Origin of the sequence: Vreelandella sulfidaeris (assembly GCF_042429665.1) — a bacterium.
In the GTDB taxonomy this organism is placed as follows: Bacteria; Pseudomonadota; Gammaproteobacteria; order Pseudomonadales; family Halomonadaceae; genus Vreelandella.
Genome location: NZ_JBHMAC010000010.1, coordinates 957,643 through 983,818, shown reverse-complemented (window position 1 = coordinate 983,818; position 26,176 = coordinate 957,643). Strand labels below are relative to the sequence as shown.

Genomic DNA, 26,176 nt, shown 5'->3' with positions numbered 1-26,176 from the left:
GGGGCTTTCTCCTTATCGAACCTTTTAGCTACTTCCAGCGGCGCTTTATAACTCGCTTCACTGCATAGGGCAACAGATGGGCTTAGCGTCGCGCCTAGGCACAGCGCTGTCAATGCCGGCAAGTACGGTTTCAATGGTACTAAAAGTTCAAACCCTATAACGCTTTCTTCTATAGGGGAAAACCAGCGTTCTAAAGCGGCTGGCTCCACGTCTTTTAATACTCTTATGCTCTCATCTTACGCTCAGCATAGCGATCAAAGCCACCCACCTGGCGTCGAGTGCATACAGCAAAATAGTTTAAACTTAAAAAGTTTAAGCTTGAATTTTATCAGCAGCTCTCCTATCTTCAGAAAAGAGTGTGATTTCCCGTGGAGAATAAAAATGAAAATCGCCTGCCTGGGCGGAGGGCCTGCTGGGCTCTACTTCGCCATTAGCATGAAACTCCAGGACCCTTCCCATGACATCGTGGTATTTGAGCGCAACCGGGCAGACGATACCTTTGGTTGGGGCGTGGTGTTATCAGATGAAACGCTGGATAACCTGGCCACCAACGATCCTGTGAGTGCGGAACGGATTCGTGAGCATTTCGCCTATTGGGACGACATAGCGGTCATCCATCAGAACGTTAAAACCGTGTCGACAGGCCACGGCTTTTGCGGCATTGGTCGTCGTCAATTATTAATCTTGCTGCAAGAGCGCGCCCATGAACTCGGCGTGGAAATGCGCTTTGAAGCCGATGTCAGCGAAACCAGCATTGAAGAGTACCGACGCGAATTTGATCTGGTACTCGCCGCCGATGGCCTTAATTCCCGAACCCGTCAAACCTACGCCGAACACTTCAAACCCGATATAGATGTACGGGTGTGTAAGTTTGTTTGGCTAGGTACTCGTCAGACCTTTAACGATGCCTTTACCTTTATTTTTGAAAAGACCGAGCATGGCTGGGTGTGGGCGCACGCTTACCAGTTTGATAAGGATACGGCGACGTTCATCGTCGAATGTAGCGAAGCAACCTGGCAGGCCTTCGGCTTCGGTGAACTTAATCAGCAGGAATCGATTGCGATCTGCGAACGTATCTTTGCCAAGCATTTGGACGGCCATGCGCTGATGACCAATGCCAACCACGTACGCGGTTCGGCATGGATCAACTTTCCTCGCGTGCTCTGCGCACGCTGGAGCTATGAGAATGTAGTGTTGATGGGTGATGCGGCGGCTACCGCTCACTTTTCGATTGGCTCGGGCTCCAAGCTTGCCCTGGAAAGCGCTATTGCCCTGGCTAACTACTTGCACAGCGAAAGCACCATGGAAGACGCCTTCGCCCGCTATGAGGAAGAGCGCCGCTTTGAGGTGCTTCGCCTACAGTCCGCCGCGCGCAACTCCACCGAATGGTTTGAGCAAATTGAACGCTATCTGGATCTGGACCCAGTGCAGTTCAACTACTCATTATTGACCCGCTCCCAGCGTATTAGTCATGAGAACCTTCGATTGCGCGACCCTGAATGGCTAAAGAGTGCCGAACGTTGGTTTCAAACCCAGGCGGGCAATCCTGACAGCACCCGTGCGCCAATGTTTGCGCCCTACCAACTGCGTGACATGACACTGGTCAATCGCGTCGTGGTCTCTCCCATGGCGCAGTACAAGGCCGTTGATGGTTGCCCTACCGATTGGCACTTTAGCCACTATGCTGAACGCGCCAAGGGCGGTGCAGGGCTGGTATATACCGAAATGACCTGCGTCAGCTCAGGTGGGCGTATCACCCCTGGCTGCCCAGGGCTCTACGCCCCGGAACATGAAACAGCGTGGAAGCGGCTATGCGATTTCGTCCACGCAGAGACCTCTGCCAAGCTGTGTGCCCAGCTCGGCCACTCCGGCCCCAAGGGCTCTACGCAGCTGGGCTGGCATGAGATGGACGCACCGTTGGACGAGGGTAACTGGCCGATACTGGCAGCCTCCTCTCGCCCCTGGGCTGAGCGCAACCAGGCACCTAAAGCGATGGATCGCGATGATATGGATCGCGTACGCGATGAGTTTGTCGCCGCCGCGCAGATGGCCGACCGTGCTGGGTTCGATATGATCGAAATTCACGCCGCCCACGGCTATCTGCTCTCTTCGTTTATTACCCCCTTGACCAACTACCGTGACGATGAATATGGCGGTTCGCTGGATAACCGGCTGCGTTATCCGTTAGAAATCATCAATGCCGTACGTAGCGATTGGCCAGATCATAAACCGCTGGCGGTGCGTATATCCGCCAACGACTGGCGCGGCGATGAAGGCATTACCCCCGACGATGCCGTGGAAATCGCCAAACGGCTGCGCGAGGCGAATGTGGATATCGTCGATGTCTCTGCCGGACAAACATCGACCCAGGCCAAGCCTGTGTATGGACGCATGTTCCAAACGCCTTTCTCCGACCGGATTCGTAACGAAACACCTATTGCCACCATGGCAGTAGGCAATATTTATCAGGCTGACCACGTGAACTCAATCTTGATTGCCGGGCGAGCTGACTTGGTCTGCATAGCGCGCCCCCATCTCGCCGACCCCTATTGGCTGCTGCATGTAGCTGCGGGATTGGGTGACCGTGAAGTTGAGTGGCCTGCACCCTACCGGGCAGGTGCCGATCAGCTCCAGCGCTTAGCGGAACGCGGCGAGGGTTGGATATGACCTTGGCAACTGACAGCTTGGTAACTGACTGCCTGGCAGGCAAACGTATCATCATTACTGGCGGTGGCAGCGGCATCGGAGCCGATATGGCGCTTGGCTTTGCCCAGGCGGGCGCGAAGGTCACCATTACCGGACGCCGTGAGGCTGCCCTGCAAGCGGTCGCCCAGCAACATGACGCTATTCACTTCAAGGTAGTCGATGTCACCGATGAAGCCGCCATGGTCGTGCTATTTGAGCAGCATGGCAGTGTCGATATCGTCATTGCCAATGCAGGGGCAGCGGAAAGTGCGCCGTTCGCCAAGACCTCTTTAGAGCAGTGGCAACAGATGATGAACGTTAATCTGGGTGGTGTTTTTCTGACCCTGCGCGAAGGCTTGAAACAGTTAAACGACGGTGGACGAATGATAGCGGTCGCCTCCACAGCAGGCCTGAAAGGCTACGCCTATGTGGGCGCTTACTGTGCAGCAAAACATGGAGTGGTGGGGCTGGTACGCTCACTGGCTGCTGAGACAGCCACTCGCAACCTGACCGTCAATGCACTATGCCCAGGATTTACCGATACCCCGCTCCTGGCTGCAAGCGTCGAGAACATTGTCGCCAAAACAGGGCAGTCAGCCGAGCAAGCGACTGCGCACTTTCAAGCCACCAACCCCACCGGGCGCTTAATTACACCCGCTGAGGTCACCGCTACTGCCCTATGGCTGTGCGGGCCTAACAGCGGCGCGATTAACGGCCAGGCCATTTCTATCTCAGGGGGAGAAGTATGATGGCTGAGAGCTTAGATAAACCTGGCCAGAGCCAAAAAAGCTTGAGCAAAGAGCGCCTGCGTTTATGGCTGCGCATGCTGCGGGTTACCCGACAGGTCGAGTCCGAGCTACGTGAGCGTCTGCGAACAGAGCATGAGTCTACGTTGCCCCGCTTTGATGTGCTGGCCGCCCTGTATGCCAGTGAGGAAGGCCTGAAAATGAATGAGCTTTCCCGCCGGCTACGCGTTTCCAACGGCAATGTCACCGGCATTATTGATCGTCTGGTGGAGGATGGCGCCGTGGAACGTATTGCAATTGAAGGCGACCGACGCGCTACGCGGGTATGCCTGACCAATGCTGGCCAGAAAAGCTTTAGCAACATGGCCGTTGAACATGAACGCTGGATCAACGCGCTTTTTGAGGGAGTTACCGAAGAGGACGCCCATCATATAGGCGAGTTGCTCCACCGCTTACCAGCCTCTATCAATAACGACACCAACTAACGAGCTCCTACTAATCACTGGCAGACGAGAACAAAAATGAGACGCATGGCTAACTTAGCCCCCGAGCACTTCATATGGGAAATGACAGGTGATGTCGCCGTTATTCGGTTAAATCGCCCAGAGCGCAAAAACCCACTGACGTTTGAAAGCTACGCGGAGCTGCGTGATACCTTTCGCGACTTAGCCTACGCCTCAGATGTGCACGCGGTAGTGTTTACCTCCAACGGTGAGAACTTCTGCTCCGGCGGCGATGTGCATGAAATCATCGGCCCTCTGGTGGGCAAGGATATGAAGGAACTGCTCGAATTCACCCGAATGACGGGGGATTTAGTCAAAGCCATGCTGAACTGCGGTAAACCGATTATTGCCGCCGTGGACGGCATTTGCGTCGGCGCGGGGGCTATTATCGCCATGTCCTCGGATATTCGTTTTGCCACCCCCCGCGCAAGCACGGCATTCTTGTTTACCCGGGTGGGATTGGCGGGCTGCGATATGGGCGCTTGCGCGATTCTTCCCCGCATTATCGGCCAGGGCCGCGCCGCCGACCTTCTATACAGTGGCCGCAGCATGAGCGCCGAGGAGGGCCTGCAATGGGGTTTTTATAACCGCGTGACCGAACCCGACACCCTTGAAGAAGAAGCCATCGCCTACGCCACCCGACTGGCTCAGGGGCCGACTTTCGGCCACAGCATTACCAAGACCCAGTTAAACCAGGAGTGGTCGATGAGCCTGGAACAGGCTATCGAATCGGAAGCCCAGGCGCAGGCAATCTGCATGCAGACCAAGGACTTTGAACGCGCCTACCATGCCTTTGTAGCCAAACAAAAACCTGAGTTCAAGGGGGACTGATGAGCGACAAACGTTTTCTAGAATGGCCCTTCTTCGAGGCCCGGCATCGCGAGCTTTCCGAGCAGTTGGAAGCGTGGTGCAGCGCAGAGCTGCCCCGGGATCACAGCGATGTTGATGCTACCTGTATTCAGTTAGTGCGTGATCTAGGTCAGGCGGGCTTTTTAGAGGGTACTGCAGGTGAGCATATCGATGTACGTAGCCTGTGCCTCATCCGTGAAACCCTGGCCCGGCATGACGGCCTAGCCGACTTTTCGTTTGCCATGCAGGGATTGGGCACCGGCGCAATCAGCTTATATGGCAGCGATGAGCAGAAGCAGTGGCTGGAGAAAACCCGCCGTGGTGAAGCGCTTTCAGCATTTGCCCTTAGCGAGCCGCGCTCCGGTTCCGATGTAGCCCAACTGGATACCATCGCCGAGCGCGAAGGCGACAGCTATCGTTTGAATGGTGAAAAGACCTGGATATCGAATGGCGGCATTGCCGATATTTACACGGTATTCGCTCGCACCGGTGAAGGCCCCGGCGCCAAAGGGCTTTCCGTGTTTTTGGTACCCGCCGACACACCAGGGCTTGAGATTCGTGAACGGCTGGAGTCAGTGGCACCTCATCCACTGGCACGGCTTGGCTTTAACGAGATGGTGCTGCCTGCCAGCGCAATGATCGGCCAACCTGGGCAGGGCTTTCGGATTGCCATGTCGGTTCTGGACGTTTTCCGTTCAACAGTGGGTGCCGCAGCCTTGGGCTTTGCCCGCCGAGCGCTGGAGGAGTCGCTGTCGCGAAGTCGTTCACGGGAGCTGTTTGGCGCTACTCTCTCCGACCTTCAGATGGTGCAGGGCCACTTGGCCGATATGGGGCTCAACGTAGATGCAGCCGCCCTGCTGGTGTATCGCGCTGCCTGGACCAAGGATCAGGGGGCAGAACGGATAACGCGCGAAGCAGCGATGGCCAAGTTATTTGCCACCGATCAGGCCCAGCAGGTAATTGATCAGGCGGTGCAGCTGCATGGCGGTGACGGCGTGCGCAAAGGACACATTATCGAGAGTCTCTACCGCGAAATCCGCGCACTGCGTATTTATGAAGGGGCTTCAGACGTACAGAAAGTGGTGATCGCCCGCAGCATGCTCGCGGAAGAGTAAGTAACTAAAGGAGTAAGCAACCAAAAAAGCCACACTAGGTTTTAAACGAAAAATCAAAAAACAATAAAACATTACGCCAGGCACCGTATCTCTGCCCACGCTTCACTTGAGGCGTTGGGCAGGAATAAACAACGACACTAAATACGGAGATTGGTCATGACTATCCAGTCGGCTCATGCTGATACCTTTGCACGGGATAACCTGCCCCCTATTGACTGTCAGCCTGATTTTCTGCTTTCAGGCTGCGATTACCCCCAACATCTCAACGCGGGCGTTGAACTCTGCGACCGGCTGGTTTCTTTAGGTTACGGCGAACGTATTGCCTTAGCAGGCAATGGCCGTCGCCGAACGTACCAAGAGCTCACCGAGTGGACCAACCGCCTTGCCCATGTATTGGTGGAAGATTTAGGCGTGGTGCCGGGACAACGAGTGCTCATCCGCTCTGCCAATAACCCGGCCATGGTGGCCTGCTGGCTAGCCGCTACCAAGGCAGGTGCTGTGGTCGTCAATACCATGCCCATGCTGAGGACCAAAGAGCTTCGCCAGGTGATCGATAAGGCGGAGATCAGCTTAGCCTTGTGTGATACCCGACTGTTTGATGAACTCATCACCTGCCAGGAACAGAGCACCTGCCTTACACGTATTATCGGTTTTGATGGTACGGCCAATCACGACGCAGAGCTTGACCGTTTAGCGCTAAGAAAACCCTCCATTTTCAATGCGGTGGATACCGCCGCCGATGATGTGGCGTTACTCGGCTTTACCTCTGGCACCACTGGTTCACCCAAGGCCACCATGCATTATCACCGGGACCTATTGGTAATTGCCGACGGTTACGCCAAGGAGGTTTTACAGGTAACGCCTGATGACGTATTTGTCGGTTCGCCACCGCTGGCGTTCACGTTTGGCCTGGGTGGGCTGGCGATCTTTCCATTGCGCTTCGGTGCCACCGCCGTGCTGCTCGAACATGCCTCGCCGCCCAATATGATGGATATTATCCGCGAATATCAGGCTACCGTGGTGTTTACCGCACCAACCGCTTATCGAGCGATGCTCTCGGCACCCACGCGTCACGAGGATTTAAGCAGTCTTCGCGTTGCCGTTTCCGCAGGCGAAACATTGCCCGCCCCGATTTATGATGATTGGATCAAGCAAACCGGCACTCCAATCCTTGACGGTATCGGCGCCACAGAAATGCTGCATATATTTATCACCAATCGTCTGGACGACCACCGTCCTAACTGCACCGGCAAACCAGTAGCAGGCTATGAAGCACGGATCGTTGACAATGATATGCAGGCCGTCCCCCTTGGAACAGTCGGCAAGCTCGCGGTACGTGGGCCCACCGGCTGTCGCTATTTAGCCGACAAGCGCCAGCGAAACTATGTAAAAGATGGCTGGAATATCACCGGCGATGCGTTCTATCAGGATGAGGAAGGCTACTTCCATTTCGCCGCCCGCAATGACGACATGATTATCTCGGCAGGCTATAACATTGCAGGCCCCGAGGTAGAGGCAGCGCTCTTGTCCCATCCCGCCGTGAAAGAATGTGCTGTGATTGGTGCCCCTAGCCAGGAGCGAGGCCAGATTGTCGAGGCTTTTGTTGTTCTAAACGATGGATTTCAGGAAGATGACGCATGTCTGCAAATGTTGCAGGACTTCGTGAAGCAGACTATCGCGCCGTATAAGTACCCTCGCTCGATTCGTTTCATTGAGGCACTACCTAAAACACCCACTGGTAAGGTTCAGCGTTTTCGGCTGAACCAGGAATATTACCCGGGCGCAGGCGCTTCTAGCATCAATAACAACGTATAACCTCTAAGCAATAAAACGATTAAATAAAATGAGGAAGAATCAATGAAAACGCTATCCCGCTTGGGTCTTGGGTTACTGCTCTCTTCAAGCCTGGTGACGGCTCATGCCGATGACGTCAAGATTGGCATGATAACCACCCTGTCCGGGGGAGGTTCGCATCTGGGTGTCGATGTTCGTGATGGTTTCATGCTGGCACTGGAGCAGTCGGGGGGTGATGATATTGAAGTACTGATTCAAGATGACGCCAACCGCCCTGACCTGGCGCGCAGCTTGGCCAATGAATTTATGCAGCGTGATAACGTCGACATACTCACCGGCATTATCTGGTCTAACTTGGCGATGGCGGTAGTACCCACCGTTACTCGCCAAGGCGTGTTTTATCTCTCGCCCAATGCCGGCCCTTCTGATTTAGCCGGTCGCATGTGCCACGAAAATTACTTCAACGTGGCGTACCAGAATGACAACCTGCATGGCGCAATGGGTGCCTATATGCGCGAAGAGGGGTATGAGCGCCCCATTATCATGGCGCCCAACTACCCGGCAGGCACCGATGCGCTGGCGGGCTTCAAGCATCTTTATGAAGGTGACGTCGTTGGCGAGCTTTACACCCAAATGGGCCAGACCGACTACGCAGCTGAAATCGCCCAGATCCGCGATAGCGATGCCGATAGCCTGTTCTTCTTCCTGCCTGGCGGTATGGGCATCTCGTTCATGAAGCAATGGGAAAGCTCCGGGGTTGATATGCCGATCTTTGGCGCCGCGTTCTCCTTTGACGAAATTCTTATCAAGGCCGTCGGCAGTGCGGCCATTGGCGCCCGCAACACCTCGCAATGGGCTTACGATCTGGAAAATGAGGCTAACGACCGCTTCGTAGAGGGCTTCCAGGCCGCCTATGGGCGTATGCCGACGCTTTATGCGGCACAAGGTTACGATACCGCCAACCTGATCCTTAGTGCGCTTGAAAAGGCCCACCCCGATGACAAGGACGCTTTCCGTGAAGCGCTGCGGGCCGCCGACTTTGACAGCGTGCGCGGTGAGTTCCGCTTTGGCCCTAACCATCATCCCATCCAGGATATTTACGTACGCGAAGTGGTAGAAGGTGACGATGGTACGCCGACCAATCGCCTGATCGGTATAGCGATCGAAGATATTCAAGACGTCTATTTCGAACAGTGCCAGATGTAAGCTCGCCTCGGCTGGGTTTATGCACCCAGCCTTTACTCTTCGTCTTCGCTAAGGATATCCAACGTGTCCGTCACTCTGCTGATTGAGCAACTACTTAACGGCGTGCAGCTCGGCACGATGCTGTTTTTAATGGCCAGCGGTCTCACCCTTGTGTTCGGGGTAATGGGGCTCATCAATCTTGCCCACGGCTCTTTTTATATGGTGGGTGCCTACGCCACAGCGACGGTCACTGCCTCGACAGGCTCTTTTTTGCTTGGGCTTGGGGCGGGCATGGCAGCCGCCGCACTGGTTGGCGCTTTGGTGGAGCTGCTGGTGATACGCCGACTTTATCATCGCCCTCACCTTGACCAAGTATTGGCGACCTTTGCACTGATTCTGATTTTCTCGGAGGGTACCCGCTGGTTATTCGGCTCATCACCGCTATGGCTGAGCCCGCCTTCCTGGTTGACCGGTTTCGTCACCTTGCCGGGGGACACTCGCTATCCCATTTATCGGCTGATGTTGATTGGAGTGGGTGTGGCTATTTCGATCGCCCTTTACCTGTTGATTTCCCGTACACGGCTAGGCATGCGCATTCGGGCAGGTGAAAGTGATCGCGAGATGATCGGTGCTCTGGGGGTGAATATTGCCAAGCTTTATACCGTGGTGTTTGCTCTGGGGGCGGCACTGGCGGGCTTGGCTGGTGCGCTGGTGGGGGCATTGCAATCCGTGCAGGTGGGCATGGGCGAGCCGGTACTCATTCTTGCCTTTGTGGTGATCGTTATCGGTGGTATCGGCTCGATCAAAGGTGCCCTACTGGGTGCGCTACTGGTGGGCGTCGTCGATACGTTGGGGCGGGTCTATTTGCCGCTCTTCTTTCAAACGTTCATGCCACCGTCTGAGGCTACCGGCGTTGGTTCGTCGCTGGCTGCGATGCTGATCTACATCCTCATGGCCTTCATCCTCGCCTTCAAGCCTAAGGGACTGTTCTCCGCTCATGACTAATAATACTTATCTGTCCAAGAACGCTGCCCGAGACGTTGCTGAGCGGGCGCCAGTTGCCAAAGCGGATAGCCACTTTGACCGCAAAGGGTTGGTCCAGATGACCCTGCTCGGCCTGCTGCTATTGCTACCGGTGGCAGCCTATTTTCTGGGACAGCTCTATTACGTCAATCTGGCCTCGCGAATCACCATTATCGCCATGGCGGCTGTCGGGCTTAACCTGGCGATTGGCTATGGCGGCATGGTGAGCTTCGGTCATGCAGCGTATTTTGGCCTGGGCGGCTATGTCGCTGGCATCAGCGCCTACCATGCCTTTGATTTAACACCGTTCATGAGCTGGCCGTTTAGCGTGCCAGGTAGTGATAGTTTACTGGTTGTATGGCTCGCCGCTGTGCTGTTGTGTGCACTCCTGGCGCTGGCAATCGGGGCCATTTCCCTGCGTACCACCGGTGTTTATTTCATCATGATCACCCTCGCCTTTGCGCAGATGATTTACTACTTTGCCAATTCCTGGCCAACGCATGGTGGTCAGGATGGCCTGCCTATTTATATACGTAACACCCTGCCCCTGGTTAATAGCAGTAATGCATTAACTTATTTTCTTATCTGCTTTACCGGTCTGGTATTGGCGATGGCGATAACCTCGCGGCTAATGAAATCTCGTTTTGGCGCCGCCCTGACCATGGCAAGATTAAATGATGTTCGCCTGGCAACGGCGGGGATCAGCCCCTATCCCATACGACTGGTGGCGTTTGTCATTTCAGCCGCAATAACTGGGCTTGCCGGTGCACTCTACGCAGATTTAAACGGTTTTGTCAGCCCCAACATGCTCAGTTGGCACTTCTCGGGTGAGCTGATGGTGATCGTCATTCTGGGCGGCGTTGGTCGTCTTTATGGGCCGCTTGCTGGGGCGATTCTGTTTGTGATGATGGAGACCCTGCTGGGTGGCATTACCGAATACTGGCAGTTCTTTCTGGGACTGGTGCTACTTGGCGTAGTGCTGTTTGCCAAACACGGCGTCATGGGGTGGCTTGCCGGGAGTGAGCGCAATGAGTGAAAACGTCCTTTCCCTGCAAAGCCTGCATAAGCGCTTTGGGGCACTGCAGGCCACCAGCGATGTTTCGTTGGATCTTAAGCAGAGAGAAATCCATGCCCTGATTGGTCCCAACGGCGCGGGCAAATCAACGCTGATCGGGCAGATTGCGGGTAGCCTGCAACCCGACGAGGGTCGTATTTACCTGGCAGATACCGATATCACCGGCATGAGCATTGCCCAACGTGCACGCCTTGGACTTGGTCGCAGTTTTCAGGTCTCTTCACTGGCCGAGCCGCTATCGGTGATGCGTAATGTGATGATGGGCGTTCAAGCAATGAAGGGTCATAGCTTTCGATTCTGGAAACGCATCGCCCGCGACCGCCAGTTGCTTGATCCCGCTTATGAAGCGTTGGAGCGTATGCAGCTTAGCCACCGTGCCTGGACACCAGTGTTTGAGCTTTCCCATGGCGAACGCCGCCAGGTGGAAGTGGCGTGTGCCCTGGCGCTTAAGCCCCGCGCCCTGCTGCTGGATGAACCCATGGCAGGCCTTGGCCCGGAGGGCTCGGCAAAGCTAACCGAACTACTTGAAGCATTGAAGCTGGAAGTCCCTATCCTGCTGATCGAACACGATATGGAAGCGGTCTTTCGTCTTGCCGATCGCATTTCGGTATTGGTCTCGGGCAGTGTCATCGCCCATGGGGATAGCCATGCGATTAAGCAGAACCCTCTTGTTCGTGAAGCCTACCTGGGAGATGCTGATGCTTAAAGTCGCTGATATTGAAACGTTTTATGGTCCCTCCCAGGCGCTATTCGGCGTTAACCTTGAAGTAAATGCCGGTGAAATGGTCGCCTTGATGGGCCGTAATGGCATGGGCAAAACCACCACTATCCGCTCGATATTCGGCCTTACCCCTGCCAGCCGCGGCTCAATTGAGTTTGAAACCCACAACATACGCCGCTTGCCCGCTTATCGCATCGCCAAAGCGGGGTTGGGCTTGGTGCCTGAAGGAAGACGCTGCTTTCCCAACCTGAGCGTACGCGAAAACCTGCTGGTGACGGCGCGCCCAGGAGAATGGACACTCGAGAAAGTGGAAACGCTTTTTCCGCATCTAGAAGAACGCCGTGCGCAAATGGCCAAGACTCTTTCCGGCGGCGAGCAGCAAATGCTGGCCATTGGCCGGGCATTGATGACTAACCCGCGCCTGCTGGTGCTTGATGAAGCCACCGAAGGATTGGCCCCCGTCATTCGTCAGGAGATCTGGCGGGCGATTCGCCTCCTTAAAGAACAGGGGCAGGCTACGCTGCTGGTCGATAAATCGTTAAGTGAAATCTTACCGATCGCCGACCGCTGTACCATTTTAGAAAAAGGCTGCACCGTATGGGATGGTAAACCCGCCGCGTTGGATAGCGCTGTTCGCGACCGCTACCTGGGCGTCTAGCTAAAACATACAGTTAAAAATCCAGGTGAAGAACGTGTCGTCGAGAAGTGTTAGTAGAAATAATAAAGGGGGATGTGATGTCGTTTACTACCCAACGAAAAGTCCGCTTTCAGCACTGTGACCCTGCGGGAATCGTTTTTTATCAGCGCTATTTCGAGATGATTAACTCAGTGGTTGAGGACTGGTTCGAGGAGGTTTTGCATCACGACTTTAACCAACTGCATGTGGAAGGCGGTACCGGAGTTCCCACGGCCGCTATCGACACCGAGTTTCACGCGCCGAGTCGGCTAGGCGAACGGCTCACCTTCGAGTTGAAAGTTCAAGCCATTGGGCGTAGCAGCCTAACCTTGCAGATCACCGCTTCTTGCGGTGAACAAAAGCGCTTAACCAGTTGTTCCACCTTAGTGTTTATGGATTTAAGTAGCGGTAAATCGATGCCATGGACCGAGGCAATACGCCAGTACATTACCGTTGATAACCTATAAGGATAACCAATAATGAGTGACGCCAACGTTCATCAACTACTTCACCCTTCGCACTGGAAAGCAGCGGTCGGTTACGCCAACGGTGTGCTTGCTTCCGGCCAGACGGTGTTTGTGGGCGGGCAGATCGGTTGGAATGCCGATCAGGTATTTGAAAGCGATGACTTTGTTGTTCAAGTCAATCAAGCGCTGCAGAACATCGTGGCTATCTTGCAAGAGGCAAATGCAGGCCCTGAGCATATCGTGCGCTTAACCTGGTATGTGACGGACAAACAAGAGTATTTAGCACGGCTTAAAGAGGTGGGTGCGGCTTACCGCGAGGTGCTGGGCAAACATTTCCCGGCAATGACGATGGTTCAGGTAGCCGGTCTTGTCGAGGACCAGGCGAAGGTGGAAATTGAAGCGACTGCAGTGATTCCAGCGGGATAGCCGCTATAAGACAGCGCCTCTGCGAGGCGCTTTATAAACCGTGAAACGCTTTAATCCACGCAACAAAGCAGCCATCATCAAGATAGTGTTCAAGGATCGAGAAATGATCCACATCGGGAAGTAGCTGCTGGGTAACGTGCTGACCCTGCTGGCGTAAATGCTCATGATAAGCGCTCATCTGACGCGCAAACTCATCTGATTCCAGGCCGCCTGCTACCAGCTTAACTGCCGCTGGCACACAGCACGGCTGCCATAAAGGGCTGAACTCCTGCACATCGCGACCACTGAGCTGGAGCTTGGGCTGTAGCCACGACCAGGGGAAAGGGCGCAAATCATACAAACCGCTGATACACAGCGCGCCGCGAATCAGTTGGTTCGATAAACCAAACGTGCCTTCCCAGTCGGTCGCCATCAACATGGCGCACAGATGCCCTCCGGCCGAATGTCCCGAAACACTTAGTTGCTCAGCATCAACGTTCAGCTCAGTTGCGTGGCGGTATAGATAGGCCACCGCTGCCTGACTTTGCCTAACCAGTTCGCTAAATCGCACCTGCGGGCAAAGCGCGTAGTTGACCACCGCCACGCTGATACCAGCACTCACCAGGTCATCAACAATAAAGCTGAATTCACGATGACTTAAAGAGCGCCAGTAACCGCCGTGAAAAAATACATGTACAGGAGCGTTAGGCTGAGCCGCATGAAAGATATCCATGCGTTCAGCCAGCGATGGGCCATAAGGAAGATCAATGGTGGTGTGGTGACGCGCCCGTGACGCCTCACTGCGTTGACGCCATTCCTTTACCAACACTGCCGGGTCCCGACCAAGCATCGGGTCGTAGGCACGATCAATCTCTTCCTGAGTCGCAAAGTGTTGATAAAGCATCCTGCCCCCCTTACCGCGGCCCACCCACTACCCCCGCTGTTTAAAAAACAGCATCCGTAACGGGGCGAGTGCCAGAATCGCAAAACCGATCAACGTCCAGGCGGGTAGCGAAAGGCCCAGCAAGGAGAAATCAATGTTGGCGCACTCCCCCGAGCCAGTTAACACCATGGACACAACATCCTGCATCGGCAGGATCTCCATCATGTAATCCAGCCCAGGCCCGCAGGAGGGAACCTCATCCGCAGGCAGCGTTTGCAGCCATACGTGGCGCCCTGCAATAAAGGCGCCAGTTCCAACCGCGGCCAACGACAGCAGTCCGTAAATGACTTTGCCCACGCGCCCTGCCGGGTTGTGGATAGCGGCAATCGCGAACACAAGGCCAGCGGAGATCACCGCTACGCGCTGAAAGATACATAGCGGACAGGGCTCAAACCCACCGATATGCTCTAAACCAAGCGCGACTGCCATCATTAATACACAGAAAGCTAACCCGGCCAGAGCGGCCGAGCGAAAGGAGTGCAGCATCATTGACGAACCTCAGTTGGCAGCGCAGACAGCGCGCGGGACTCGCGAGCTTTGGTAAAGTAAACCTGTAAAAACTCGTCGAAACTCTCCTTATCAGCGGCTTCAATATCGTGCTGCTGCTGGTGTGAGGTCTCAATCAGTTGAGCAAGCAGAGCTTCACGGCTGCGCTGCATAGGTTCGGCCTTCAATTGCTCCGCCTGCTGCTGGGCCAAGCTGAGCATTAAGTCACTCAATGAACCGCCATTCTCTTTTAGTCGTTCCAGCACCTGGGCAGAAGGCGTTAGAGAGGGATCGGCTAGTTGGGGCGCAAGGCTCGCCAGCGCATCGGCATGGGGGGTGCCTTCTTCTACTGCATCCAACAAGCGGGTGACTTCCTCCATCTCGGCGAAAATCTGCTCGCCCCATTCAGGCACCGTGGTGGTTTCACCATGGTTGTATAGCGTGAGTTCAGGATCCCGGCCACGCTCGACCACCCAACGGCGGTTATCGTCCAGGCGGTCGCACTCTTCGTCAGAAATCCACGGGCTGTCGCTAAGCAGGCACCACATCAAGAAAGTGTCTACAAACCGCATCTGGGTTTCAGTCACACCGAGAGGGTCGAAGGGATTCAAGTCCAGACAGCGTACTTCAATGTACTCCACCCCACGGGCTTCGAGCGCCTGGCTGGGTGTTTCATTGTGCTTGGCGACCCGTTTGGGACGAATATCGCTGTAGTACTCATTTTCAATCTGCAGAATATTGGCGTTTAGCTGACGCCATTCTCCTTCCACGTTCACGCCCATTTTTTCATAGTCCGGCCACGGCGAAGAGATAGCGTGACGCAGGGTGTTGACGTAGTTGGAAAGCGAGTTAAAGCAGATTTTAAGCTGCGACTGTACCTTGTTTTGATAGCCCAGATCCGACATGCGTAGCGTTGTCGCGTACGGCGCAAAATAGGTATCGTCGCTGAGTGACTGAAGCTTATCCGGTACTTTTCCTTCAGGCAGGAAGCTCTTATCAATTGCTGGCGAGGCGCCAAATAGATAGAGCAGCAACCAGCTATGACGTCGAAAATGGCGAATCATGCCGAAATAGCGGGTGGAGCGGTAATCATTGAACGGGATATTGGTGGCTTTTTCTAATTCACGCAGCGCGTGCCACATATCATCGGGCAGCGAGACATTATAGTGAACGCCTGCAATCGCCTGCATGATCCGACCATAACGCAGGTCCAGCCCTTTACGGTAAACATGCTTCATGGTGCCGACATTGGAGCTGCCGTAATCGGCAATCGGCACGCTGTCGTTACCTGATAACCGGGAGGGCATGCTGCCAGGCCATATCCATTCGTTTTGCAGATGATGATAGGTAAACGTGTGCAAGTCTGACAAAAAACACAGCGCCTCACCCGGTTGTGAATAAACCGGCGTGATGTACTCCAACAGCGACTCTGAATAGTCAGTGGTGATATGCGGGTGGGTTAACTTAGAGCCCAAGGCATGCGGGTGCGGCGTTTGTGCAATGTGACCGTTGGCATCAACCCGTAGCCCTTCTTTTTCTAGCCCCCGGCGGAGGCGACCCAACCGACCAAGACGCGCACTGGGTAACAGACGTTCAATTTGCGCGGTCAGCGCGGATGGCACAGTGAGTGGTTCAGGCAAGGTGAACACTCCTTGTCAGTAAAGCCCGCTGTTGGCGGGCCTTGGTGTAGTCAGGTGGCATCGCCATCATCGCTGTCTCAAAAATAAGCACAGGATATGGCGGCAACCATGTTTTTTTCAAGCTAGCTGTTTTTTAAGCCATGCGACTATTTGCCGCCACGCGCTTTTAACAATGCGGCCCCTAGCGCGCCCATGGGGGCTGGCGCTTCGGCAGGCTTGGTAGTGTTACGCTGACCACGCGAAGGCTTACGCGAAGTGCTCGGTTGACCAGTAGCAGCGCCGTTATTGCCCTCCTCCGGCTGGTCATCCAAACGCATGGACAAGCCTACCCGCTTACGAGGAATATCCACACTCATGACTTTAACGGTGACGATATCTCCCGCTTTAACGACGCTACGTGGGTCGTCAATAAAGCGATCCGACAGCGCAGAAATATGCACCAGGCCGTCCTGATGGACACCGATATCCACAAAAGCGCCAAAATGGGTCACGTTAGTCACCGTGCCTTCAAGTACCATCCCGAGCTTAAGATCGTTAAGGGTTTCGACCCCCTCACGAAACTCGGCGGCCTTGAACTCTGGGCGTGGGTCACGGCCAGGCTTATCCAGCTCGCTGAGAATATCGTTGACCGTCGGTACACCAAAGCGCTCATCGGCGAAGTCGGCCGGTTTGAGCGTTTTAAGAGTGGCGCTATCACCGATCAAGCCCCTTACCTCTCGCCCACTCTGTTTGGCGATTCGCTCTACCAGCGGGTAGGCTTCTGGGTGAACGGCACTGGCATCCAAGGGATTATCGGCATTATGGATGCGTAGAAAGCCCGCACACTGTTCAAACGTTTTGGCACCCAGGCGACTCACTTCCAACAGCTCTTTGCGGCTCTTGAAAGCACCTTTGACGTTACGTTGGGCAACGATATTGTCAGCCAACGCACTGCTCAACCCAGCGACCCGTGAAAGTAGTGCGCTGGAGGCGGTATTGAGATCGACACCAACCGCGTTAACGCAGTCTTCAATCACCGCTTCCAGGCTGCGGGAGAGCTGGACTTGGGAAACATCGTGCTGGTACTGACCTACCCCAATCGACTTGGGCTCAATTTTAACCAGTTCCGCGAGTGGGTCTTGCAGACGCCGGCCAATCGAGACGGCGCCACGCACGGTCACATCAAGATCCGGCATTTCCCGTGAGGCGTACTCGGAAGCCGAGTAGACCGAGGCTCCCGCCTCAGAGACCATCACCTTGCTTATCCGCTGAGCCGGTGCGAGCGCTTTAAGAAGCTCCCCTGCCAGCTTATCGGTTTCTCGGCTAGCGGTGCCGTTGCCCACCGCAATCAGCTCAACGCCGTGCTGCTTGACCAGTTTGGCCAGCACGCTTAATGACTCATCCCAGCGGTTTTGCGGCGCGTGCGGGTAAATCGTGGTGTGGTCGACAAACTGACCGGTAGCATCGATCACCGCGATTTTACAGCCGGTACGCTGACCGGGGTCGATAGCCAACGTCACTTTCTGGCCTGCCGGCGCGGCGAGCAGCAAGTCTTTGAGATTGGCGGCAAACACCTCAATAGCGGTCAGTTCCGCCTGCTCACGCAACCGGCCCAGCAGTTCAGTTTCCAAGGCGGTGTAGAGCTTCACCCGCCAGGTCCAGCGTACAACCTCCGTTAACCATTTATCCGCCGCACGACCCTGGTCGCTAATGCCGAACTGTTTGGCAATCGTCACCTGGGCGGGATGAACAGGCGCGTCCTCTTCGCCGGGTAAGCGAATGGATAGGCTCAGCACGCCTTCGTTACGCGCCCGGAACATCGCTAACGCACGGTGGGAGGGAGCTTTAGCCAGCTTCTCATCATGCTCGAAATAATCAGAGAACTTGGCGCCCTCTTGCTGCTTGCCGTCCAGCACGCGAGCGCTGAGTTCACCCTCTTGCCACAAGCGTTCGCGTAACTGGCCAATCAGCTCAGGGTCTTCGGCAAAACGCTCCATTAAGATCTGCTTGGCACCATCAAGAGCGGCTTTTGCATCGTCGATGGCAGGAATGTCGCCGTCTGCAGGGCGCAGATAGCGTTCCGCTTCGCTTTCGGGGTTGAGCGTTGGGTCGGCCAGCAGGGCATCCGCCAGCGGCTCTAATCCCGCCTCACGAGCGATTTGGGCTTTGGTACGGCGCTTTTTCTTAAACGGCAGATACAGGTCTTCCAACCGCTGCTTGGTTTCAGCGGCGTCAATGCTCGCCTTCAGCGAAGCGTCCAGCTTGCCCTGCTCATCAATCGCCGCCAACACCGCGGCACGACGCTCTTCCAATTCGCGTAAATAACGCAGGCGTTCATCCAACTGACGTAGCTGGATATCGTCCAGCGCACCGGTAACTTCTTTACGGTAACGAGCAATAAACGGCACGGTGGCGCCACCATCGAGAAGCTCCACCGTGGCTGAGACTTGGTCGGGTCGTACACTTAGCTCAGAGGCTAAACGAGAAATAATACGCTGATTGACATCCATAAATTGCAACTAACTCATGCAGCATTTTAAAGTGCCCACAAGGTATCACAAACGCGCCACGGCTGGCATAACCTTAAGAATAGCCCCGAGATTGGTTCACTACGTTCGCAATGACCACAGGGGCTCCACGCTGTCATGGCGAGGAGCGCAGCGACGCGGCAATCTCAACAGGCAGTTTGCTATCGACGCCAGCCTCTGTCATCCCAAAAGGGCCGATGCGATTCACGCTGAACGTCTTCACGACTAATGCCAATATCTTTCAGCATGTCGTCACTCAAGTGACGTAATGCATAGCGCTCACGGCGCAGTTGTCGCCAGCGATAGAACTTTTCCCGCCAGGTTACTTTGCTTACACACTGCTCTGCCTGCTGGCGCTGGGCGTTTTGATGAGTCGCGACTGAACACTCCATTTCAAGCTCCTTATAGCCGTTTAAACGGCATAGTAAATAAGCGTTGAAAGAAGTATTAAGTAGTGCCTAAAATCAATCCAACGAATAGTTCTTATATCCTGCATCAATAAGATTGATACCCATGGCCACACTACCCACCATCGATCACGAACTGCTGCGTACCTTTGTGGCAATTGTCGACCAGGGCGGATTCACCCGCGCCGCCCAGACGGTCAACCGTACTCAATCGGCCGTCAGCATGCAGATGAAACGCCTGGAAGAGGACGTGATAGAGCGACCGCTGTTTGTGCGCCAAAATCGCCAATTGTTGTTAACCAGCGAGGGACACACGCTGCTGGGCTATGCTCGCAAGATTTTATCGCTGCAGGGTGAGGCACTGACGCTGCTGCGCCAGCCCGACATGGTGGGTCATGTGCGCCTGGGCGTGCCGGACGACTATGTCATGCGCTTTCTACCCGGCATTCTGAAGACCTTTTCTCAAGCCTGGCCGCTGGTGGATGTCGATGTGCACTGCGCGCCCTCTTCCGTGCTCTCCCAGCAGCCGCAAGAAAGCTTGGATCTGATCATAATGACCCGAGAAATAGGCGATGAAATAGGCACGATTTTAAGACAGGAACCGACTGTATGGGTCTCCGCCGAAAGTCACAGCACCCATTTACAGACCCCGATACCGCTTGCCATGTTCGAGGCACCCTGCTTTTGTCGCCGCCACGCTTGTAATGCATTAGACCGCGCAGGCCGAACCTATCGAATTGCTTACAGCAGCCCCAGCTTGGCTACCTTGCAAGCCGTTGTTGGCGCAGGTTTGGCCGTGTCTGCCTGGATGCGCAGCCTGGTCACGGCCGATATGCAGATCTTAGGTGAAAAGGAAGGGTTCCCCGAATTACCAGAAGCGTCCATCATTTTACAGCGCACTTCCTCTACCCAATCACCCATTATCGACAGCTTGGCCGAGCATATTGTGGAAGGCTTTAGGTTGTGATGGATGATGCTAATTCACGGTTGATAGAGGCATGAACGATCCAACTGGGAAAGAGCGGTCAAACCTAATAGCGCCATATTGCGCTCAATTTCACGTTCTAAAAGAGCAGCGATATGCTCAACGCCTTCTTGCCCCGCGCAGGCAGCCGCATAATTGAACGGGCGCCCCACGAATACAAAGTCAGCCCCCAGCGCCAATGCCTTGATGACATCGGTACCCCGCCGAAAACCACTATCGATCATAATCGGAATATCGCTGACGCGGCGTTTTATCTCTGGCAGTACCTGCATAGGAGAAATGGTGGAATCCAGCTGTCGCCCACCATGATTCGAGAGAATAATGCCATCCACTCCCGCCTCTCGAGCGCGTACTGCATCATTGGGGTTTAAAATGCCTTTCACGATCAGGACGTCTGACCACAGGCGACGCACTAGATCTAGATAACTCCAGTCAAAATGGCGCCGACCCGAAAAATCTCGAGCTGCTCGACGGGAGATCACGGGCGCCCCTCGCTCGGCATGATTATTCTCGAAATGAGGCATCCCATGTTTCCATAACGTACGCAGAAACGTGTTACATAACCAATCAGGACGTATCAAGCCATCAAAAGCGAGTCTTAGACTAGGTTCAAGGGGCGACGTAAACCCTGCTCGGCGAAAATTATCGGGATTGGGAGGCACGGGATAATCGAGTGTTACTACGAGCTTCTTGAACCCAGCCCGCTTGATTCGCTCAATCAAGGCTTCGATACCTTCGGGTGTTCCCGGCAGGTAGGCCTGGAACCAGTCGGCGCCCTCAACTTTTGCCACCTCTTCCATGGGCACTAGCGATGAACCACTCATGATCATGGGTAAGTTGCGCTTCGCTGCTGCCCGCGCCAGCACTAAGTCGCCCTGATAAGTAGAAAGCGCACTGATGCCCATAGGGGCAATACCGAAAGGCACAGCGTAGCGTTTGCCATAGAGTTCTGTGTGCAGATCAATTTGCGACACATTAACAAACGCCTTGGGCAAAAAGCGATAATCATCAAAAGCAGTGAGGTTAGCGCGCTGGGTTCGTCCATCCTCTGCGACATGATCGATATAGCCAAAAATGGGCCTGGGCAGCTTACGCTGTGCCATTCGCTCAACATCGTGCAGGTTATGAATACTGGCGAGCTTTTTTCGAGTCCATCGTTGTTGGAGCCAACCTTTCACACCACCCTCCTACTGATTGTTTTTGGTTACCCGCCCGTCTATCCGTTTGCTCACGCAGGTACAAAGCGCAGGGCCGCGCCATTATTGCACCAGCGCAGGCCGGTAGGGTCGGGGCCGTCCTCGAAAACATGGCCCTGATGGCCACCGCAGCGGGCACAGTGATATTCCGTGCGGGGCCAAACCAGTTTGAAATCAAGCTCGGTAAGCATGTGCCCTTCTACGTGCTCAAAAAAGCTTGGCCAACCGGTACCGGAATCGAATTTCATGTCACTGGTGAACAGTAATAGGTCGCAGCCCGCACAGCGATACTCGCCCTCTTGCCACTCTTTATCTAAAGGGCTCGAAAAGGCTGGCTCTGTGCCATGGTCGCGGAGAACGTTATAGGCTTCATCTGAGAGCCTTTCGCGCCACTCCTCTTTACTCAGCTCTAGCGTTTCCAACCCTGGGGCAGGCTCAAGGTCAAGCCGTGGAAAGCCAAACGAGAGGCCTGGTACGGCCCCTGCTATGCCGGTCAGTCCTGCTAAGCCTAAGAATTGACGTCTTTTCATGGGTATCGCTCCCGTGTTGTTCTGCGAAGAAAGTAGCCAATAAAAATGGGACAGTGCCGAAGCGCTGTCCCATTTTGGCGTCAATCGTTTCTAATGGCGATGACTTCTAACCACTTAGTCGTTCTAACCGTTGACTACTTACACCGGGCGATTGCTTTTTTAGCCAACCTTTTTGCCTTCCTTTGTTAGCTACTTGCCTCTTTAGCTAGCAAACGCTCCGGCTCCATCATTTACCAGCCGCGACCCATTAGGTTAACTGGGGACCCGCCTGTATGATCGCTTCGTTAACGCCTTCGAACTTCTTGAAGTTATCAACGAACTTGGTCGCCAGCTCTTTAAGGTGACGGTCATAGGCATCGCTATCCTGCCAGGTTTCACGCGGGTCGAGCAAGCTGGAGTCGACGCCCGGCACGGCAACCGGCACCTGAAGGTTCAGGCCCTCAATATGCTTGGTCTCAACGTCACGCAATACGCCGGACTGAATCGCGCTGATAATGGCGCGAGTCGTCGGGATAGAGAAGCGTGAGCCACCCTCGCCGTAAGCACCGCCGGTCCAACCGGTATTGACCAGATATACCTGAGCATCTTTCTTGGCCACACGCTTGATCAGCAGGTCAGCATATTCACGCGCTGGCCGCGGGAAGAACGGGGCACCAAAGCAGGTAGAAAACGTGGCGGCCAACCCTTCAGACGAGCCCATTTCAGTAGAGCCAACCTTGGCGGTATAGCCTGACAGGAAGTGGTACGCCGCGGCTTCTTTAGACAACACCGACACTGGCGGCAGGACGCCGGACATATCGCAGGTCAGGAACACAATGGCATTCGGCTCGCCAGCCAGATTTTCCGCGACACGCTTCTCGACGTGCTCTAACGGATAGGCGGCGCGAGAGTTTTGGGTCAGGCTATCATCGGCGTAATTAGGCTCACGGCGATCATCAAGCACCACGTTTTCAAGCACGGTGCCAAACTTGATCGCATTCCAGATAACCGGCTCGTTCTTCTCGGAAAGATCGATACATTTGGCGTAGCAACCACCTTCCATGTTGAAGACGATGTCATCACCCCAGGCATGCTCGTCATCACCAATCAAGAAACGCGCCTGATCCGCAGAGAGTGTTGTCTTGCCGGTGCCAGAAAGCCCGAAGAACAGGCAGGTTTCGCCATCTTCACCGACATTCGCCGAGCAGTGCATGGGCAGTACATCGGCTTCCGGCAGCAGGAAGTTCTGCACCGAGAACATCGCTTTTTTCATTTCACCGGCATAGCGCATACCCGCGATCAGCACTCTCTTCTCGGCGAAGTTGATGATGACACAACCATCAGAGTTGGTACCGTCGCGCGATGGATCACACTCAAAGCCTGCCGCGTTTAGAATCGTCCACTCATCTTTTGCCGCTGGGTTGTAAGCTTGGGGGCGCACAAACATGGTACGGCCAAACAGGTTTTGCCACGCGGTTTCCGTGGTGGTACGCACCGGTAAATAATGAGTGGAATCACTACCAACATGTAATTCAGAAACGAAATGCTCTTGGCTTTCAAGGTAATCACTCACCCGATTCCACAGGGTGTTAAATTTGTCGGCATCAAAAGGACGGTTAACGCTGCCCCAGTCAATTTGCTTGCTGGTGGAGGGCTCGTCGACAATATAACGATCTTTCGGTGAACGGCCGGTACGCAGGCCAGTATTTACTACCAAGGCACCATTGGCCGAGAGGCGGCCTTCGCCACGTGCCACGGCGCGCTCGATAAGTTCGGCGCTGCTGAGATTGACGTGGGCTTGGGGAGCGGCTTGAGTCATGGTCATGTCGATTCCTTGGCCGTGAGGCCGTTTCTCTCATGTTACCGGGCGTCACCGACGCCTTAAAAATTCATCCCAACCATGACTGACACCGGCTGGGCGCGCTGAAGTCCGGCGCATTATGGCAAAAAGAAAGCCCCCGGGAAACGGGGGCGAAGATCAAATATCTTGTAGTTAAACTACTACAAAGACACTATATTTTGTGTTGCGGCGCAGTATAATTTAAAACGACCGTTTGCGAAAAGCGCTGACATCATTGAATTCAGCGGCCCGCCTAAGCATGGCTGAAAAGACCTTATCGCTCCCCTTCGACTACATATTTAGTGAATGGTGGGAGACGGCGCTTCAGGGTCGTCTAATAAAGTTTCAATATCGGCCGCGGTGTAGTGATATTTCGTATGGCAAAAGTGACATTGTGTATCGATGGCACCCTGTTCGTGCAGAATATCGCTCAGCTCCTCCTTGCCTAATGAGTAGAGCGCGAAGGTCATTCGCTCACGAGAGCAGGTGCAGCCAAAACGTAGTGCTTTGGGTTCAAACACACGGATGGTTTCTTCATGATAAAGACGGTGTAGCACTTCGCGCTGCTCAAGCCCTAACAGCTCATCCGCTTTGATGGTATCGGCTAACTGCACGCTGCGATCCCATGCATCAACATCCTGGTTTTGCGACTCTTCAGGTAGGCGTTGCAGCAATAACCCGCCTGCACGCTCTGTATTAGCCGCCAGCCATAGCCGCGTAGGCAATTGCTCTGATTGGCTAAAGTAGGCTTCCAGACAGCCCCCCAGCGTTTCTTGATCTAGCGCCACAATGCCTTGATAGCGGTGCCCTTCGCGAGGATCCAGGGTAATCACAATTTGTCCTTCGCCTACCAGCTCACGAAAACTTGCATGCTCGCTGGGCAAGTCGGCGTCTTCTGCAATCCGCGCAATGGCACGTAGCTCTCCGCCGGGGTTGGATTCGGCCATCAATAGCGACAACACCCCTGCCCCCCGCACTTCAATGCTTAACGTGCCATCCAGTTTGACGGTATCGGTCAGCAGCGCTACCGCCGCCAACAGTTCGCCAAGCAACTCATTAACGGCAGGTGGATACGCATGACGATCCAACACTTCGTGATAGGCGGTCGAAAGAGTGACGATCTCGCCGCGTACATTGGTGTGGTCGAACATAAAACGTTGAATTTGATCAGACATAATTTGGAAACCTAAAGGGGTTAACGGCGTCTCAATAGTGAACGTTGAGCCCTGCTAAAAACAGGGCAACGGCTACCGGTGTCTTGAGCTGTTTAATGACGCGACTAAAAGGAGGGAAACTACTCGCCTTGGTGGCGCTGAAAACGCTGAATATCGCGGCGCTGCTTTTTATCCGGGCGTTTAAGCGGATGCTGCATCACCTCATTCGTCAAGCGTCTGGCTTCTGCTTCGCGCTGACGACGCTGAAGGCTATCAGGCGTTTCAGCATAAAGTTGACGCGCTTCGGGCGCGCCTCGACGCTGATCGGACAGCGAAATGACTTCTACTTCAAAAATTTCCCAGCCTTGGGGCACCTTAATCAACGCCCCTAACTCGACATGTTTACTGGTTTTCACCCGTGAGCCGTCATAGTCAACTTTACCACCCTCAATGGCTTTTTTAGCAAGCGCACGGGTCTTGAAAAAACGTGCAGCCCAAAGCCATTTATCTAAGCGTACGCTCTCGCTCATTAAGACTCTCCTTGCTTTGCTAAAAGCGACTCCGGCAACTGCTCGGGAAGCAGATGGGCAAACCGATCAAGGGCAATAAACTCCTGAAGCTCTTTTTCAGGTCGTTGGCTATCAGGCTGTTTAATACCCAATAGATGCTTGATGCCGAACTCGCGGGCGCTTTCTAGCACATTGGCGTTATCATCAATAAATAATGTACGGGAGGGGTCAAATGGCTCGATTTCCTGTAGTGCAAACCAGAACGCCTGCTCCTCTTTCGCCGCCCCCACATCTTCTGAAGAGACAATCGCGTCCAGGTATTGTTCCAGGCCAGTAAGGGGCAGTTTCAATGCCAAACTGGCACGGTCAGCATTGGTGGCGAGCACTACGCGCGGGTGCGCCAGCTTAAGCCATTTGAGAAAATCCAGCGCGTCGCTGCGCAGGCCTATCAAGTGCTGGACCTCGCGTTTCAGCGCTACGATATCCACCTCTAGCTCGCGGCTCCAGTACGCTAGGCTATACCAGTTCAGCGTGCCCTGCCCGCCGAGAATACGCGCTTGCAACGCCTCCTGAGCGGCAGCGTCCAACTGGTGCAATTCACGATAGCGCCGGGGTAAGTGCTCAAGCCAAAAATGGCTATCAAAATGCAAATCCAGCAGCGTGCCATCCATGTCCAGCAGGACTGTATCTATTTCGCGCCAATCAATCATCGCCGCTCCGTCACGTAAGGAGTAAGCGTGCTATTGTAGCTTAACC

The 26,176-nt window shown here is 54.6% G+C and carries 25 protein-coding genes; 14 read left to right on the top strand and 11 right to left on the bottom strand.

The window, feature by feature from the left end; all coding sequences use genetic code 11:
- Nucleotides 1-381: 381 nt before the first annotated feature.
- From ACFFLD_RS09415 to ACFFLD_RS09355, 13 genes are all read left to right on the top strand, one after another.
- Nucleotides 382-2,667 carry a bifunctional salicylyl-CoA 5-hydroxylase/oxidoreductase gene (locus ACFFLD_RS09415; RefSeq protein ID WP_386039456.1) on the top strand — a complete coding sequence of 762 codons (2,286 nt, stop codon included), beginning with the start codon at nt 382-384 and terminating at the stop codon, nt 2,665-2,667.
- Entirely contained in the window at nt 2,664-3,434 is a 771-nt protein-coding gene (locus tag ACFFLD_RS09410; RefSeq protein ID WP_386039454.1) for an SDR family NAD(P)-dependent oxidoreductase, read from the top strand. Before ACFFLD_RS09415 ends, ACFFLD_RS09410 begins: the two co-directional genes overlap by 4 nt.
- Complete coding sequence (locus ACFFLD_RS09405; RefSeq protein ID WP_386039451.1) at nt 3,434-3,916, top strand: MarR family winged helix-turn-helix transcriptional regulator; 483 nt, start codon at nt 3,434-3,436, stop codon at nt 3,914-3,916. Before ACFFLD_RS09410 ends, ACFFLD_RS09405 begins: the two co-directional genes overlap by 1 nt.
- Nucleotides 3,917-3,961: 45 nt before the next feature.
- Nucleotides 3,962-4,765: an enoyl-CoA hydratase family protein gene (locus tag ACFFLD_RS09400; protein WP_386039449.1), complete on the top strand. Its 804-nt coding sequence runs from the start codon at nt 3,962-3,964 to the stop codon at nt 4,763-4,765.
- The gene (locus ACFFLD_RS09395; protein WP_386039447.1) at nt 4,765-5,898 is read left to right on the top strand and encodes an acyl-CoA dehydrogenase family protein; all 1,134 of its coding nucleotides are present in this window, start codon (nt 4,765-4,767) and stop codon (nt 5,896-5,898) included. Before ACFFLD_RS09400 ends, ACFFLD_RS09395 begins: the two co-directional genes overlap by 1 nt.
- A gap of 156 nt (nt 5,899-6,054) precedes the next feature.
- The gene (locus ACFFLD_RS09390) at nt 6,055-7,713 is read left to right on the top strand and encodes an AMP-binding protein (RefSeq protein ID WP_386039445.1); all 1,659 of its coding nucleotides are present in this window, start codon (nt 6,055-6,057) and stop codon (nt 7,711-7,713) included.
- A 42-nt stretch (nt 7,714-7,755) separates the two neighbouring features.
- A complete protein-coding gene (locus ACFFLD_RS09385; RefSeq protein ID WP_386039443.1) occupies nt 7,756-8,898 on the top strand; it encodes an ABC transporter substrate-binding protein in 1,143 nt (380 codons plus the stop codon).
- A gap of 63 nt (nt 8,899-8,961) precedes the next feature.
- Complete coding sequence (locus ACFFLD_RS09380; protein ID WP_386039441.1) at nt 8,962-9,882, top strand: branched-chain amino acid ABC transporter permease; 921 nt, start codon at nt 8,962-8,964, stop codon at nt 9,880-9,882.
- Nucleotides 9,875-10,936, top strand: a complete 1,062-nt coding sequence (locus ACFFLD_RS09375) for a branched-chain amino acid ABC transporter permease (protein WP_386039439.1) — start codon at nt 9,875-9,877, stop codon at nt 10,934-10,936. Before ACFFLD_RS09380 ends, ACFFLD_RS09375 begins: the two co-directional genes overlap by 8 nt.
- Nucleotides 10,929-11,681, top strand: a complete 753-nt coding sequence (locus ACFFLD_RS09370) for an ABC transporter ATP-binding protein (RefSeq protein ID WP_386039437.1) — start codon at nt 10,929-10,931, stop codon at nt 11,679-11,681. Before ACFFLD_RS09375 ends, ACFFLD_RS09370 begins: the two co-directional genes overlap by 8 nt.
- The gene (locus tag ACFFLD_RS09365) at nt 11,674-12,354 is read left to right on the top strand and encodes an ABC transporter ATP-binding protein (RefSeq protein WP_386039435.1); all 681 of its coding nucleotides are present in this window, start codon (nt 11,674-11,676) and stop codon (nt 12,352-12,354) included. Before ACFFLD_RS09370 ends, ACFFLD_RS09365 begins: the two co-directional genes overlap by 8 nt.
- Before the next feature lie 77 nt (nt 12,355-12,431).
- Nucleotides 12,432-12,839: an acyl-CoA thioesterase gene (locus ACFFLD_RS09360; RefSeq protein ID WP_386039433.1), complete on the top strand. Its 408-nt coding sequence runs from the start codon at nt 12,432-12,434 to the stop codon at nt 12,837-12,839.
- Between the two features lie 12 nt (nt 12,840-12,851).
- Nucleotides 12,852-13,265 carry a RidA family protein gene (locus tag ACFFLD_RS09355; protein WP_386039430.1) on the top strand — a complete coding sequence of 138 codons (414 nt, stop codon included), beginning with the start codon at nt 12,852-12,854 and terminating at the stop codon, nt 13,263-13,265.
- A 31-nt stretch (nt 13,266-13,296) separates the two neighbouring features.
- Here ACFFLD_RS09355 and ACFFLD_RS09350 read toward each other — a convergent pair whose 3' ends face one another.
- The 5 genes from ACFFLD_RS09350 to ACFFLD_RS09330 all read right to left on the bottom strand — a co-directional run bounded on the left by ACFFLD_RS09350 (nt 13,297) and on the right by ACFFLD_RS09330 (nt 19,212).
- Nucleotides 13,297-14,148, bottom strand: coding sequence for an alpha/beta hydrolase (locus ACFFLD_RS09350; RefSeq protein ID WP_386039428.1), 852 nt, complete (start codon nt 14,146-14,148; stop codon nt 13,297-13,299).
- Nucleotides 14,149-14,175: 27 nt separating this feature from the next.
- Nucleotides 14,176-14,676 carry a disulfide bond formation protein B gene (locus tag ACFFLD_RS09345; RefSeq protein WP_386039426.1) on the bottom strand — a complete coding sequence of 167 codons (501 nt, stop codon included), beginning with the start codon at nt 14,674-14,676 and terminating at the stop codon, nt 14,176-14,178.
- Complete coding sequence (gene gshA / locus ACFFLD_RS09340) at nt 14,673-16,313, bottom strand: glutamate--cysteine ligase (protein WP_386039424.1); 1,641 nt, start codon at nt 16,311-16,313, stop codon at nt 14,673-14,675. The genes ACFFLD_RS09345 and gshA overlap by 4 nt, the downstream gene beginning before the upstream one ends.
- Nucleotides 16,314-16,459: 146 nt before the next feature.
- The gene (locus tag ACFFLD_RS09335; protein WP_386039422.1) at nt 16,460-18,802 is read right to left on the bottom strand and encodes a Tex family protein; all 2,343 of its coding nucleotides are present in this window, start codon (nt 18,800-18,802) and stop codon (nt 16,460-16,462) included.
- 179 nt (nt 18,803-18,981) lie between these two features.
- Nucleotides 18,982-19,212 (bottom strand): DUF1127 domain-containing protein, encoded by a 231-nt coding sequence (locus tag ACFFLD_RS09330; RefSeq protein WP_386039420.1) that lies wholly within the window; start codon nt 19,210-19,212, stop codon nt 18,982-18,984.
- 121 nt (nt 19,213-19,333) lie between these two features.
- On the opposite strand from ACFFLD_RS09330, the gene ACFFLD_RS09325 reads away from it, so the two are divergent.
- Nucleotides 19,334-20,194, top strand: coding sequence for a LysR substrate-binding domain-containing protein (locus tag ACFFLD_RS09325; RefSeq protein WP_386039417.1), 861 nt, complete (start codon nt 19,334-19,336; stop codon nt 20,192-20,194).
- Nucleotides 20,195-20,208: 14 nt separating this feature from the next.
- Here ACFFLD_RS09325 and ACFFLD_RS09320 read toward each other — a convergent pair whose 3' ends face one another.
- The 6 genes from ACFFLD_RS09320 to yrfG form a co-directional block, all read right to left on the bottom strand.
- On the bottom strand, nt 20,209-21,390 hold the full coding sequence (locus ACFFLD_RS09320; protein ID WP_386039415.1) for an alpha-hydroxy acid oxidase: 1,182 nt from the start codon (nt 21,388-21,390) through the stop codon (nt 20,209-20,211).
- Nucleotides 21,391-21,440: 50 nt separating this feature from the next.
- A complete protein-coding gene (gene msrB, locus ACFFLD_RS09315; RefSeq protein WP_386039413.1) occupies nt 21,441-21,938 on the bottom strand; it encodes a peptide-methionine (R)-S-oxide reductase MsrB in 498 nt (165 codons plus the stop codon).
- Nucleotides 21,939-22,185: 247 nt separating this feature from the next.
- Nucleotides 22,186-23,742 carry a phosphoenolpyruvate carboxykinase gene (locus ACFFLD_RS09310; RefSeq protein WP_386039411.1) on the bottom strand — a complete coding sequence of 519 codons (1,557 nt, stop codon included), beginning with the start codon at nt 23,740-23,742 and terminating at the stop codon, nt 22,186-22,188.
- 314 nt (nt 23,743-24,056) lie between these two features.
- Nucleotides 24,057-24,932, bottom strand: coding sequence for an Hsp33 family molecular chaperone HslO (gene hslO, locus ACFFLD_RS09305; RefSeq protein ID WP_386039407.1), 876 nt, complete (start codon nt 24,930-24,932; stop codon nt 24,057-24,059).
- A gap of 119 nt (nt 24,933-25,051) precedes the next feature.
- Complete coding sequence (locus ACFFLD_RS09300; protein ID WP_386039405.1) at nt 25,052-25,441, bottom strand: RNA-binding S4 domain-containing protein; 390 nt, start codon at nt 25,439-25,441, stop codon at nt 25,052-25,054.
- Nucleotides 25,441-26,130: a GMP/IMP nucleotidase gene (gene yrfG, locus ACFFLD_RS09295; RefSeq protein WP_386039403.1), complete on the bottom strand. Its 690-nt coding sequence runs from the start codon at nt 26,128-26,130 to the stop codon at nt 25,441-25,443. The genes ACFFLD_RS09300 and yrfG overlap by 1 nt, the downstream gene beginning before the upstream one ends.
- Between the last annotated feature and the right edge of the window lie 46 nt (nt 26,131-26,176).

Coding starts and splice junctions, on each gene's coding strand:
- ACFFLD_RS09415 (WP_386039456.1), top strand. CDS start 382: ATGAAAATCGCCTGCCTGGGCGGAGGGCCTGCTGGGCTCTACTTCGCC.
- ACFFLD_RS09410 (WP_386039454.1), top strand. CDS start 2,664: ATGACCTTGGCAACTGACAGCTTGGTAACTGACTGCCTGGCAGGCAAA.
- ACFFLD_RS09405 (WP_386039451.1), top strand. CDS start 3,434: ATGGCTGAGAGCTTAGATAAACCTGGCCAGAGCCAAAAAAGCTTGAGC.
- ACFFLD_RS09400 (WP_386039449.1), top strand. CDS start 3,962: ATGGCTAACTTAGCCCCCGAGCACTTCATATGGGAAATGACAGGTGAT.
- ACFFLD_RS09395 (WP_386039447.1), top strand. CDS start 4,765: ATGAGCGACAAACGTTTTCTAGAATGGCCCTTCTTCGAGGCCCGGCAT.
- ACFFLD_RS09390 (WP_386039445.1), top strand. CDS start 6,055: ATGACTATCCAGTCGGCTCATGCTGATACCTTTGCACGGGATAACCTG.
- ACFFLD_RS09385 (WP_386039443.1), top strand. CDS start 7,756: ATGAAAACGCTATCCCGCTTGGGTCTTGGGTTACTGCTCTCTTCAAGC.
- ACFFLD_RS09375 (WP_386039439.1), top strand. CDS start 9,875: ATGACTAATAATACTTATCTGTCCAAGAACGCTGCCCGAGACGTTGCT.
- ACFFLD_RS09370 (WP_386039437.1), top strand. CDS start 10,929: ATGAGTGAAAACGTCCTTTCCCTGCAAAGCCTGCATAAGCGCTTTGGG.
- ACFFLD_RS09365 (WP_386039435.1), top strand. CDS start 11,674: ATGCTTAAAGTCGCTGATATTGAAACGTTTTATGGTCCCTCCCAGGCG.
- ACFFLD_RS09360 (WP_386039433.1), top strand. CDS start 12,432: ATGTCGTTTACTACCCAACGAAAAGTCCGCTTTCAGCACTGTGACCCT.
- ACFFLD_RS09355 (WP_386039430.1), top strand. CDS start 12,852: ATGAGTGACGCCAACGTTCATCAACTACTTCACCCTTCGCACTGGAAA.
- ACFFLD_RS09350 (WP_386039428.1), bottom strand. CDS start 14,148: ATGCTTTATCAACACTTTGCGACTCAGGAAGAGATTGATCGTGCCTAC.
- ACFFLD_RS09345 (WP_386039426.1), bottom strand. CDS start 14,676: ATGATGCTGCACTCCTTTCGCTCGGCCGCTCTGGCCGGGTTAGCTTTC.
- ACFFLD_RS09335 (WP_386039422.1), bottom strand. CDS start 18,802: ATGGATGTCAATCAGCGTATTATTTCTCGTTTAGCCTCTGAGCTAAGT.
- ACFFLD_RS09330 (WP_386039420.1), bottom strand. CDS start 19,212: ATGGAGTGTTCAGTCGCGACTCATCAAAACGCCCAGCGCCAGCAGGCA.
- ACFFLD_RS09325 (WP_386039417.1), top strand. CDS start 19,334: ATGGCCACACTACCCACCATCGATCACGAACTGCTGCGTACCTTTGTG.
- msrB (WP_386039413.1), bottom strand. CDS start 21,938: ATGAAAAGACGTCAATTCTTAGGCTTAGCAGGACTGACCGGCATAGCA.
- ACFFLD_RS09310 (WP_386039411.1), bottom strand. CDS start 23,742: ATGACCATGACTCAAGCCGCTCCCCAAGCCCACGTCAATCTCAGCAGC.
- hslO (WP_386039407.1), bottom strand. CDS start 24,932: ATGTCTGATCAAATTCAACGTTTTATGTTCGACCACACCAATGTACGC.
- ACFFLD_RS09300 (WP_386039405.1), bottom strand. CDS start 25,441: ATGAGCGAGAGCGTACGCTTAGATAAATGGCTTTGGGCTGCACGTTTT.
- yrfG (WP_386039403.1), bottom strand. CDS start 26,130: ATGATTGATTGGCGCGAAATAGATACAGTCCTGCTGGACATGGATGGC.